The organism is Sandarakinorhabdus cyanobacteriorum, from assembly GCF_002251755.1.
Classification (GTDB): Bacteria; Pseudomonadota; Alphaproteobacteria; order Sphingomonadales; family Sphingomonadaceae; genus Sandarakinorhabdus; species Sandarakinorhabdus cyanobacteriorum.
Genome location: NZ_NOXT01000025.1, coordinates 1 through 8,979 on the forward strand (window position 1 = coordinate 1; position 8,979 = coordinate 8,979).

Here is an 8,979-nt window from a genome sequence, read left to right on the forward strand (position 1 = left end):
CGGCAACGCCCTGACAGGAAGGCTCATGAATAAGGCGGGCTGGGTCTCTATCGCGACCCGGTGGTGGCGGAGGTGACGCGCCGCTGCGACTGGCGGATCGCCGACCTGATCGCCGATGAGAAGCCGGCGACGCTCTACCTTGTGGTTCCGCCATCCGACATCTCCCGGACGAAGCCGCTCATCCGGCTCGTGCTGAACCAGATCGGCCGACGCCTGACCGAGGATCTTCATGCGCGAGACCGGCGGCATCGCGTGCTGATGATGTTGGACGAGTTCCCGGCGCTCGGCCGCCTCGACTTCTTCGAGAGCGCGCTCGCTTTCATGGCCGGCTATGGCCTGAAGTCGTTCCTCATCGCCCAGTCATTGAACCAGATCGAGAAGGCCTATGGCCCGAACAACGCGATCCTCGACAACTGCCATGTGCGCGTGAGCTTCGCCACCAATGACGAACGCACCGCCAAGCGCGTCAGCGACGCGCTCGGCACCGCGACCGAGATGAAGGCGATGCGGAACTATGCCGGGCATCGGCTCAGCCCCTGGCTGGGTCATCTGATGGTCTCGCGCTCGGAGACGGCGCGGCCGCTCCTCACGCCCGGCGAGGTGATGCAGCTGCCCGCGACAGACGAGATCGTCATGGCCGCCGGTGTCCATCCCATCCGAGCCAAGAAGGCCCGTTACTTCGAGGATCGCCGCTTCAAGGAGCGCGTCCTGCCATCGCCGGACCCGGCGAAATGCGGGCGTTCGACCCGAAAGGACGCCTGGTCCGAGTTGAAGCCGCAGCGGCCGGACGCAGACCTCGCGGCCCAGCTCGACAAGGCGGAAGATGCCGCCAATGGCGGGCTGCGGCGCGAGCCGGAGCTGCCCGACCATGTCGCGATCGCCAAGGAAACAACCGGACCTGCCGCGGCCGACGAGTTTTCCATCATGCTGGACGATGAGCCGGAAGACGCAGCGCGGCAGCGGCAGGCGCTGCGGCAGCAGATGCGCGGCGTCGCGCGACAGGTCGCGCTCGATCCGAATGATGGCATCGATTTGTGAGGCGGCAATGCGCGACCGGATGAACGTCTATTTCCCGCCCGAGATGCTCCGCCAGATCGCCGATCTCGCCGACCGCAAGAAGCTCTCCCGCTCCGCGATCGTCGAAGCGGCGGTTGCGTCGTTCCTGTCACCCGATGGCGCCGACAAGCGCGAGGCCGCGTTCGCGCGCCGCCTTGATCGGCTGTCGCGTCAGGTCCAGCGTCTCGAGCGCGACCTCGGCGTCACCGCAGAAACTCTCGCCCTGTTCGTCCGGTTCTGGCTGACGATCACGCCGCCTTTGCCGAACGATGCTCAAGCGTCAGCACAGGCCAAAGGGCGGGAACGCTATGAAGGCTTCATCGAGACGCTGGGGAGGCGCCTGCAGAAGGGGCAAAGCTTCTTGAGGGAGATTCCGGACGATATCAGCGGGGTGGACGCACAAGATGGCTAAGGTACCGTTCGGAACGGCTCATCCCAGGCGTTCAAGAAGCGTTCGGTAATCCTCAATGCCATGCTCTCGCATCGCCTCAATGGCTTCGACGCGAGACCTTCGACCCAATTCAGTATCCTCGACGAAGCGCGTGCCCCTCAGTGCGGCGACATGAGCTGTATCCAGCCCATGATATTCCGCGCCGGCAATGACGGTCGCGAGGTACCAATCGAAAGGCCGCAATGTGTTGTCCAACGAGGTGCCAAGATAGCTGCTCGCCGGAACGCTGCTTCCCTCGATGGCGAAGGTGTCGTCGCGCCGGTAGCCATAGCCGACCCCCTCGTGCCGGTCCAACTGCTCTCGTTCGGCCAGATCAATCTCGAAAATGACTCCGGGCACGGCCGAATTCGGGTCGGTCACCAAGGTCGCTTTTCCTGAGCCGTCCTTACTCGCCTTCGAAAACGCAAGACTCCAGGCGCGTGCAACTCCCGTCCCTACGACCCTCGCAGACGGGCAGCGGCCACGCAGGCGGTCCGGCAACATGTTGGAGCCATACGCGAAGTAGAGAAATGTCATTGACCATTGCTCCCTTCGACATTCCCTCCATCGCGCTGTTGATTGGCCGAGCGGCCGGATTCCGCCACCGTCAGCGCGCAGCGCTCCGCTCGTTCGCGGACCATCGCGGCAAGACTTTCGATCGACGTCCGATCGAAGCCAGGGCGGACCAAATCGGCCGCAACCTCGCCTGTTCTCGCGATCACGCCCTTGCTGATCTCCGCGACCCGCCTGCGTATCAGCGGCAGGCCGACACCCGCGTCCGCCGCGAACGCTGTCCAGCCCTTGGCGTCCAATTCGGCAAGCGTCGCCCGTTTCCCAATCTTCATGGCGAATTTCGGCGAGAGATCGGGGTAGGCAACCGTTGCCAGCAAGTCGTAGAGCGGGGCGAGGCGTGGACCTTCGGCGTCATAGAGGATCGAGAAATTCTTGCCGTGGGCGTCGGCGTTCCCGGCGATCACATTGAAGATCACGGCATCGAGGAGCTTCAGCACATCCACAGCGGGCCTTGCGGCAACGCGGCGGAGCAGCGCGAAGCAATCCTTGAACGTAGGGCCGCCCTCGCTGGCGTACTTGGTCTCCGGCGGCACGCCGAGCGCCTGGCAGAAATCCTCCTGATGGATCCGGCGCACGAAGCCATCGTCGCCGATGGCGCGGTCATAGCGCTGGACCAGCAGAAATGTTCGATCCTTGACGGTGCGCGCTTCCAGCGGCGCGACATCGAGACCAATGGCGGCGGCAAGACGCATCACGAAGGCCTCGTTCTCGGTCGTGGCCGCAAACCGCGATATCGGAGGCTTCAGAATATGCGTCGTCGGCTGGCCCGGCGCAGGCAAGGCGACCGCGCCATCCACCAGAACCACCGGAACCTTCGATTGCGCGCCGGCGAGCGAGAGACGCAGGCCTTCCTCGCCTGCGAGCAGTGGGCGGACGGGCAGCGCGTCCAGCACCCGGATCAGGCCCGCATCGTCAAGCCGGGTTGGGTGTTGATCGGGGGCAAGAGGGGCCGGACCTTCGCCGGGCGGCAGAAGCTGGAGCGCGCCCGCCACATCCCCGCCGAGGCGATCAAGGAGGGCGAAATCATTGGCGCGCGACACGCCAAGTGCCTGAGCCGCGGCATCGCGCTGGCTTTCCTCCGGCAGAAGACCGCCGAAAAACGGGCGGCACTCGCGGCGCGTGAACGGCTCCGCCCGCTTGGGCAGCGAGGCGGACAAGGGCGGCGTCGCCTCATCACTCATCCATTCCGGCGCGTAGGCAAAGCCGAGTTCACCGTGCTTGTCCTGCGTCAGCTGGCCTACCAGGCGCCCGTCCCACCAGATATCGAGGGTGCGCGTCATGCCTTGCGCGCTCCTTTGGTGTCGGGCGGCGGTGTAATATCGAGCGAGCATCCGAGCGCCGCCAGGACCTGAAGCGTCTTGCCGATTTGCGCGGTCGGCTTGCCCGCCTCGAGATCGACGATGAAGCGCAGGCCGACGCCAGCGGCGCCCGCAAGCTCGTCCTGCCGCAGGCCAGCGGCCTTGCGGGTTGTCCGAACAATGTCGCCGATCTCGGCAGTGGTGAGGTTGCGTCTGGCCATGATATTTACTGAACGGGAAAGTATCATGGGTTCCTGAAGAATGTCTATCAGAATTTCCCGCTCGGGAAAGCCTGCGCTTGGGGGTGGCTCCCGCACCTGAATTATTCCCGCTCGGGAAAACAGCCTGATGGGAAGCCTCAGACGCTGCCCTGGCTGGACGCGGGTCCGCCGATCACCTGTCTTTCTTCGCCACAGTACGATGACCCCTTGAGCGTTGTTGCAACGCCCCAATTCCTGCCTTTCTTACTCATCCCCGATCCAGGGCCGCGCGTCGCGCGGGCCCGCAAGCGAACGGGGACGACGTGGCGGTCAACCATCAGCAATCGGAAGCAGCCTCCCGCGGCGCACGCATGTTGCGCACCGCGCTGGGGCCTGCGGTCGCCCGATTCCTGGAAGACCCCGCGATCGTCGAGGTCATGCTCAACCCCGATGGGCGGCTCTGGATCGACCGGCTCTCTGACGGCCTGTCCGATACGGGAGAGCGACTTTCGGCAGCCGATGGCGAACGTATCGTCCGCCTCGTCGCCCATCATGTCGGCGCCGAGGTGCATGACCGTCGCCCGCGCGTCTCGGCCGAGCTCCCCGAAACCGGCGAACGTTTCGAAGGCCTGCTGCCGCCGGTCGTGACGGCACCGGTCTTCGCGATCCGCAAGCCTGCCGTCGCCGTCTTCACGCTCGACGACTATGTCGCCGCCGGCATCATGACGGCGGAGCAGGCCATCATCCTGCGGCAGGCGGTCGCAGCGCGCGCCAACATCCTCGTCGCCGGCGGAACCAGCACCGGCAAGACCACCCTGACCAACGCCCTGCTGGCCGAGGTCGCGAAGACGACCGACCGGGTCATCGTCATCGAAGACACCCGCGAACTGCAATGCATGGCGCAGAACATCGTCGCCATGCGCACCAAGGACGGCGTCGCGACCCTGTCCGATCTGGTGCGCTCCTCGCTGCGCCTGCGGCCGGATCGGATCCCGATCGGTGAAGTGCGTGGGTCTGAGGCGCTCGATCTCCTGAAGGCCTGGGGCACCGGCCATCCCGGCGGGATCGGCACGATCCACGCGGGCACTGCGCTCGGCGCGCTGCGCCGCCTCGAGCAGCTCATCCAGGAAGCTGTCGTCACCGTCCCCCGGGCGCTCATCGCCGAGACCATCGATCTGGTTGCCGTGCTCTCCGGCCGCGGCGCGGCGCGGCGTCTTGCCGAACTCGCCCGCGTCGAAGGGCTCGGGACGGACACCGACTACCGCCTTTCCCCCGCAACCCAACCTCCCGACCCACAAGGAGAATCCGCATGATCCGACATATCGCGCGCGGCCATCAGCGCCTCGCGACTGCCGCCACGGCGTTGACCCTGAGCTTTCTTCTGGCGCCCGCCGCCCACGCATCGGGCTCCTCGATGCCCTGGGAAGCGCCGCTGCAGTCTATCCTCCAGTCGATCGAGGGACCGGTCGCCAAGATCATCGCGGTCATCATCATCATCGTCACCGGCCTGACGCTGGCGTTCGGCGACACGAGCGGAGGATTTCGGCGCCTCATCCAGATCGTCTTCGGCCTGTCGATCGCCTTCGCGGCGTCCAGCTTCTTCCTGTCGTTCTTCTCGTTCGGCGGCGGGGCGCTCGTCTGATGGCGGGCCTCCTGCATCATCCCGATGAGGTCGCGGGCTTTTCGGTTCCGGTCCACCGCGCGCTGACCGAGCATATCCTGCTGGGCGGCGCACCGCGCAGCATCGCCATCATGAACGGCACACTCGCCGGCGCTGTCGGTCTCGGATTGCGGCTATGGCTGGTTGGTCTCCTCATCTGGGCGATCGGCCATTTCGCCGCCGTCTGGGCAGCAAAGCGCGATCCGCTCTTTGTCGAAGTCGGCCGCCGGCATCTGCGCATTCCGGGCCATCTCTCGGTCTGAGGCATGGCCATGATGAACCTCGCCGAATACCGCCGTACCGCAACCCGTCTCGCTGATTTCCTGCCATGGGCGGCGCTGGTCGGCGAAGGCGTCGTGCTCAACAAGGATGGCAGCTTCCAGCGCACCGCGCGCTTTCGTGGCCCCGATCTCGACTCTGCTGTAGCCGCCGAACTGGTGGCCGTCGCCAGCCGCCTCAACAACGCCTTCCGGCGTTTGGGCTCGGGCTGGGCGATCTTCGTCGAAGCGCAGCGTCACGAAGCTGCCTCTTATCCGGCAAGCCGCTTCGCGGATGCCGCCTCCGCCCTCGTTGATGCGGAGCGCAAGGCCGACTTCGAGGAAGCGGGCGCGCATTACGAGTCGAGCTACTTCCTGACCTTTCTCTATCTCCCGCCTGCCGAAGATGCCGCGCGGGCGGAGACCTGGCTCTACGAGGGTCGCCAACAGTCCGGCGTCGATCCCCATGAAGCCCTCGCGGCCTTCAGTGACCGCACCAATCGCGTCCTCCAGCTCGTCGATGGCTTCATGCCGGAATGCCGGTGGCTCGATGACGCCGAGACCCTGACTTACCTGCACGCGACCGTCTCCACGAAGCGCCACCGGGTCCGCGTGCCCGAAACGCCGATCTACCTCGATGCGCTTCTCGCCGATGAGCCGCTGACCGGCGGCCTCGAGCCGCGGCTCGGCGCCGCCCATTTGCGCGTGCTGACGATCAACGGCTTTCCAACCGCGACGACGCCAGGGATTCTCGACGATCTCAACCGGCTCGCCTTTCCCTACCGCTGGTCCACGCGGGCGATGCTTCTCGACAAGACGGACGCCACGAAGCTGCTGACGCGCATCCGGCGGCAATGGTTCGCCAAGCGCAAGTCGATTGCCGCAATCCTGAAGGAGGTAATGACCAACGAGGCCTCCGCGCTCGTCGACACGGACGCTGCGAACAAGGCGGCCGATGCCGACATGGCCTTGCAGGAGCTGGGCGCGGACTATGCCGGTCAGGCCTATGTGACCGCCACCGTCATCGTCTGGGATGCCGATCCGCGCACCGCCGACGAGAAGCTGCGCCTCGTGGAAAAGGTGATCCAGGGCCGCGACTTCACCGCGATGTCCGAGACCATCAACGCCGTCGATGCCTGGCTAGGGTCGCTGCCCGGCCACGTCTACGCCAATGTCCGCCAGCCCCCGATCTCCACCTTGAACCTCGCCCACATGATCCCGCTCTCGGCGGTCTGGGCCGGGCCGGACGGGGACGAGCATTTCGGTGCACCGCCGCTGCTCTACGGCAAGACCGAAGGCAGCACGCCGTTTCGCTTTTCGCTGCATGTCGGCGACGTCGGACACACTCTTGTTGTTGGACCGACCGGCGCGGGCAAATCTGTGTTGCTCGCGCTTATCGCGCTTCAGTTCCGGCGCTATCCGGACGCCCAAGTCTTCGCCTTCGACTTCGGCGGCTCGATCCGCGCAGCCGCGCTCGCAATGGGAGGCGATTGGCACGACCTCGGTGGCAGCCTGACAGACGGCGCCGCGGCGTCTGTGTCCCTTCAGCCGCTCGCGCGCATTCACGAAACCCATGAGCGTGCCTGGGCAGCCGACTGGGTCGCGGCGATCCTTGCCCGCGAGGGCGTCACGATCACGCCGGAGGTGAAGGAACATCTCTGGACCGCGCTGACCTCGCTGGCGTCCGCGCCGATCGCGGAGCGCACGTTGACGGGCCTCGCCGTTCTCCTTCAGTCGAACGATCTCAAGCAGGCGATGCGACCCTATTGCGTGGGCGGTGCCTATGGACGGCTGCTGGATGCCGAAGGCGAGCAGCCGGGGGAAGCCGAAGTCCAGGCCTTTGAAACCGAGGGGCTTATCGGCGGCGGCGCCGCGCCGGCGGTTCTCGCCTATCTCTTCCATCGGATCGGCGACCGTCTGGATGGACGGCCCACGCTCCTGATCGTCGACGAAGGCTGGCTCGCGCTCGACGACGAGGGTTTCGCGGCGCAACTGCGCGAATGGCTGAAGACGCTGCGCAAGAAGAACGCGTCCGTCGTCTTCGCCACGCAGTCGTTGGCCGATATCGATGGGAGCGCGATCGCTCCGGCCATCATCGAAAGCTGCCAGACGCGCCTGTTGCTGCCGAACGAACGCGCGATCGAGCCGCAAATCACCGCGATCTACCGGCGCTTCGGCTTGAACGACCGTCAAATCGAAATCCTCAGCCGGGCCATACCCAAGCGCGACTATTACTGCCAGTCGCGGCGCGGCAACCGCCTGTTCGAGCTGGGGCTCTCCGAGGTCGCCCTCGCGCTCTGCGCGGCATCCTCGAAAACTGATCAGGCCGCCATCGAGGCGATCCTCGCCGAGCATGGCCGCGACGGCTTCCTGCCCGCCTGGCTGCGCGCCCGCGATGTCGGATGGGCTGCCGACCTCATCCCCGACCTCACCAACCTGGAGCCCAAGCCATGATGATCCGACGCTCTCGCAAGGCGCTGTTTGCCGCAACCATCCTGTCGTTGCCCGTCGCCTTCTCGCCCGTGTTCGTAACCCCGGCGGCGGCGCAGTGGGTCGTCTATGATCCGACCAACTATGTCCAGAATGTCCTATCGGCCGCGCGGGCGCTCGAGCAGATCAACAACCAGATCCAGAGCCTCCAGAACGAAGCGCAGATGCTGATCAACCAGGCCCGCAATCTCGCAAGCCTGCCTTATTCCTCCCTTCAGCAGCTCCAGCAATCGGTGCAGCGCACGCAAGCGCTGCTGGGTCAGGCACAGCGCATCGCCTTCGACGTGCAGCAGATCGACCAGGCCTTCCAGAGCCAGTACGGCAACATCTCGCTGTCGACTTCGGATCAGCGGCTCGTCTCCGATGCCCGATCGCGCTGGCAGAACACGGTCGGCGGACTTCAGGACGCGCTGCGCGTGCAGGCCGGTGTCGTCGGCAACATCGACACCAACCGCGCCGAGATGGCGGCCCTTGTCGGACAGAGCCAGGGTGCGACCGGCGCGCTTCAGGCAACCCAGGCCGGCAACCAGTTACTGGCATTGCAGGCGCAGCAGCTCGCAGACCTGGTCGCCGTTGTAGCGGCAAACGGCCGGGCGCAGGCGCTTGTCGATGCCGAGCGCGCCGCAGCCGCCGAACAAGGCCGTGAACAGCGCCGCCGGTTCCTGACGCCCGGCTCCGGCTACCAGCCCGGCAACGCCCGGATGTTCCCGAACGGCAACTGAGGGCAGCGGGATGGATAGCAAGACGCTGGCCCGTGTGGGCGCAATCATCTTCGTCTCCGTCGCGATCACAGCAACGGCGATCGAAATGACCCGGAAGGAGGAAAAGCCAGCGGTTCGGCCGACGCCCGTGCTTGAGGAGGCGCCGGACCCGCTGCGCGAGGGCCAGCGCCGCTGCCAGCAGATGGGGGAAGCCGCGGCCAGTGACATGCACCCCTGATTGGTACCGATCAGAAGTAGAGTCCTGTGCTTTGATGACCTGCTCCCCGTTTCTGGACCGCCTTGCTGGCTGCTAG

10 protein-coding genes and 1 pseudogene are annotated in these 8,979 nt (G+C 65.8%); 8 read left to right on the top strand and 3 right to left on the bottom strand.

The window, feature by feature from the left end:
- Nucleotides 1-39 precede the first annotated feature (39 nt).
- Nucleotides 40-1,038, top strand: a pseudogene (locus CHU93_RS00445) (type IV secretory system conjugative DNA transfer family protein); the annotation flags it as partial.
- A gap of 7 nt (nt 1,039-1,045) precedes the next feature.
- Nucleotides 1,046-1,468 carry a CopG family transcriptional regulator gene (locus tag CHU93_RS00450; protein ID WP_094472262.1) on the top strand — a complete coding sequence of 141 codons (423 nt, stop codon included), beginning with the start codon at nt 1,046-1,048 and terminating at the stop codon, nt 1,466-1,468.
- 18 nt (nt 1,469-1,486) lie between these two features.
- On the opposite strand, the gene CHU93_RS00455 is transcribed toward CHU93_RS00450, so the two are convergent.
- From CHU93_RS00455 to CHU93_RS00465, 3 genes are read right to left on the bottom strand one after another with little or no spacing between them, the layout of a single operon-like run.
- On the bottom strand, nt 1,487-2,023 hold the full coding sequence (locus CHU93_RS00455; protein ID WP_094472263.1) for a gamma-glutamylcyclotransferase family protein: 537 nt from the start codon (nt 2,021-2,023) through the stop codon (nt 1,487-1,489).
- Entirely contained in the window at nt 2,020-3,339 is a 1,320-nt protein-coding gene (locus CHU93_RS00460; RefSeq protein ID WP_094472264.1) for a type II toxin-antitoxin system HipA family toxin, read from the bottom strand. The genes CHU93_RS00455 and CHU93_RS00460 overlap by 4 nt, the downstream gene beginning before the upstream one ends.
- Entirely contained in the window at nt 3,336-3,578 is a 243-nt protein-coding gene (locus CHU93_RS00465; RefSeq protein ID WP_094472265.1) for a helix-turn-helix transcriptional regulator, read from the bottom strand. The genes CHU93_RS00460 and CHU93_RS00465 overlap by 4 nt, the downstream gene beginning before the upstream one ends.
- A 350-nt stretch (nt 3,579-3,928) precedes the next feature.
- On the opposite strand from CHU93_RS00465, the gene trbB reads away from it, so the two are divergent.
- From trbB to trbK-alt, 6 genes are read left to right on the top strand one after another with little or no spacing between them, the layout of a single operon-like run.
- Nucleotides 3,929-4,870: a P-type conjugative transfer ATPase TrbB gene (gene trbB, locus CHU93_RS00470; RefSeq protein ID WP_423825882.1), complete on the top strand. Its 942-nt coding sequence runs from the start codon at nt 3,929-3,931 to the stop codon at nt 4,868-4,870.
- Entirely contained in the window at nt 4,867-5,199 is a 333-nt protein-coding gene (locus tag CHU93_RS00475) for a TrbC/VirB2 family type IV secretion system protein (protein WP_035599872.1), read from the top strand. The genes trbB and CHU93_RS00475 overlap by 4 nt, the downstream gene beginning before the upstream one ends.
- Nucleotides 5,199-5,480: a VirB3 family type IV secretion system protein gene (locus CHU93_RS00480; protein ID WP_062765738.1), complete on the top strand. Its 282-nt coding sequence runs from the start codon at nt 5,199-5,201 to the stop codon at nt 5,478-5,480. The genes CHU93_RS00475 and CHU93_RS00480 overlap by 1 nt, the downstream gene beginning before the upstream one ends.
- Before the next feature lie 9 nt (nt 5,481-5,489).
- Entirely contained in the window at nt 5,490-7,928 is a 2,439-nt protein-coding gene (gene trbE / locus CHU93_RS00485; RefSeq protein ID WP_094472268.1) for a conjugal transfer protein TrbE, read from the top strand.
- A complete protein-coding gene (trbJ, locus tag CHU93_RS00490) occupies nt 7,925-8,686 on the top strand; it encodes a P-type conjugative transfer protein TrbJ (protein ID WP_094472267.1) in 762 nt (253 codons plus the stop codon). The genes trbE and trbJ overlap by 4 nt, the downstream gene beginning before the upstream one ends.
- Nucleotides 8,687-8,696: 10 nt before the next feature.
- On the top strand, nt 8,697-8,903 hold the full coding sequence (gene trbK-alt / locus CHU93_RS00495; RefSeq protein ID WP_207759162.1) for a putative entry exclusion protein TrbK-alt: 207 nt from the start codon (nt 8,697-8,699) through the stop codon (nt 8,901-8,903).
- Nucleotides 8,904-8,979: the final 76 nt, after the last annotated feature.

What these genes read in the sequence shown, in the direction of transcription:
- CHU93_RS00450 (WP_094472262.1), top strand. Translation starts at nt 1,046, where the DNA reads ATGCGCGACCGGATGAACGTCTATTTCCCGCCCGAGATGCTCCGCCAG.
- CHU93_RS00455 (WP_094472263.1), bottom strand. Translation starts at nt 2,023, where the DNA reads ATGACATTTCTCTACTTCGCGTATGGCTCCAACATGTTGCCGGACCGC.
- CHU93_RS00460 (WP_094472264.1), bottom strand. Translation starts at nt 3,339, where the DNA reads ATGACGCGCACCCTCGATATCTGGTGGGACGGGCGCCTGGTAGGCCAG.
- CHU93_RS00465 (WP_094472265.1), bottom strand. Translation starts at nt 3,578, where the DNA reads ATGGCCAGACGCAACCTCACCACTGCCGAGATCGGCGACATTGTTCGG.
- trbB (WP_423825882.1), top strand. Translation starts at nt 3,929, where the DNA reads ATGTTGCGCACCGCGCTGGGGCCTGCGGTCGCCCGATTCCTGGAAGAC.
- CHU93_RS00475 (WP_035599872.1), top strand. Translation starts at nt 4,867, where the DNA reads ATGATCCGACATATCGCGCGCGGCCATCAGCGCCTCGCGACTGCCGCC.
- CHU93_RS00480 (WP_062765738.1), top strand. Translation starts at nt 5,199, where the DNA reads ATGGCGGGCCTCCTGCATCATCCCGATGAGGTCGCGGGCTTTTCGGTT.
- trbE (WP_094472268.1), top strand. Translation starts at nt 5,490, where the DNA reads ATGATGAACCTCGCCGAATACCGCCGTACCGCAACCCGTCTCGCTGAT.
- trbJ (WP_094472267.1), top strand. Translation starts at nt 7,925, where the DNA reads ATGATGATCCGACGCTCTCGCAAGGCGCTGTTTGCCGCAACCATCCTG.
- trbK-alt (WP_207759162.1), top strand. Translation starts at nt 8,697, where the DNA reads ATGGATAGCAAGACGCTGGCCCGTGTGGGCGCAATCATCTTCGTCTCC.